This window comes from Spirillospora sp. NPDC049652 (assembly GCF_040675125.1).
Classification (GTDB): domain Bacteria; phylum Actinomycetota; class Actinomycetes; order Streptosporangiales; family Streptosporangiaceae; genus Spirillospora.
In genome coordinates this window covers 1-1,184 of sequence record NZ_JBFAOF010001510.1, presented here as the reverse complement: position 1 = coordinate 1,184, position 1,184 = coordinate 1, and the positions used below count along the sequence as shown (strand labels likewise).

The window sequence follows — 1,184 nt, the reverse complement described above, 5'->3', positions numbered from 1 at the left end:
CGGGCGTCGCCGCGGCCGCCGTCCTCGCTGCGGGCGGCTACGGGATCTACGCGTCCACCGGCCCGGGCTCGTCGCGGACGGCCGCCGCCGAGCGGGAGGCCGCGGCGGGCAAGGCGCTGACGCTCGGACGCCTCAAGCTGCGGGTTCCCTCGTCCTGGGAGGCGTTCCCGATCGAGGTCCAGGGGCGCGCCGCCGACAGCTTCTACGTGACGCTCGCCGGGGGCTGCCCGACCGGCGGCGCGTGGCGGCCCGCCGCCGCGAGCCTCGGCTCCTGTCCCGGCTTCGCCGTGATGGGCCCGAGTTTCTTCGACAAGTCCGAGTCCAAGGCGTACGGCGGCGGCCCGTACGACCCGAAGGACACCTTCGGATCCGGGGTCTCGATGAGCTGCCCCCGGCACCCGGACCTGGTCGCCGGGGGCGTCGGGAAGGGCGCGTCCCAGACCTCGTCCAAGGGCCTGGAACTGGGGCGGCGCGCGGCCGAGTACCGCCAGTGGCGGGTGCCGTGTTTCGAACGCGAGGGCGAGGCGACCGGCTCGGTCTACACCGAGCGGATCTGGTACGAGCCGTCCGCGCAGATCGTCGTCGTGGACGCCTGGAACACCCCTGACCTGGACATCGTCCTGCAGCGCGGGATCTGGCCCTAGGGGACATGGTTGGGTTCGGCGTCGGCAAAGTGGCCGGAGATCGCCCCTCCGGGACGCCGCGGCCGTGGCTAGGTTGCCGTGCATGTCGAACAGTGGCGCACATGAGATGGCGCAGGCGCAGGCCCGGATGGCGGGCCGGTTCACCGGACTGCCGGAGCCCGGCGCCGGCGGACCGCAGCCCGGCGCGCACGCCGCCCCGGACGGCCACGACCCGCACGCGCACCCGCACCACCCGGGCCGCGAGATGGACCCGTCCGGCCGGGACCTGGACCACGCGGGCCGCGACCTCGGCCACTCCGGCCGCGAGCCGGACCGCGCGGGCCGCGAACTGGACCACGCCGGGCGGGTGCTCGACCGCGTGCACCGGGACATGGAGCGCGCGGGACGGGGCCTGGACCGCGTGGAGCGCGGGCGGGACCACGGGCCGGTGCACGGGCGGGACCACGCCTGCCGCGAACTGGACCCGGCGATCGCCGGCCTGATCGCGCGGCTGCCCGGCCCGGGCGGCGCGATGTCCCCCGCCGCGATCGGGCGCTGGAC

2 protein-coding genes are annotated in these 1,184 nt (G+C 76.4%); both read left to right on the top strand.

Annotation, left to right across the window (positions count from 1 at the left end; translation table 11 throughout):
- Positions 1 to 644, top strand: a 644-nt coding sequence (locus tag AB0J52_RS41535; protein WP_500188781.1) for a hypothetical protein, incomplete at its 5' end; no start/stop codon positions are given.
- An 82-nt stretch (positions 645 to 726) separates the two neighbouring features.
- Positions 727 to 1,184: hypothetical protein (locus AB0J52_RS41530; protein WP_500188779.1), on the top strand; the 458-nt coding region annotated here is incomplete at its 3' end.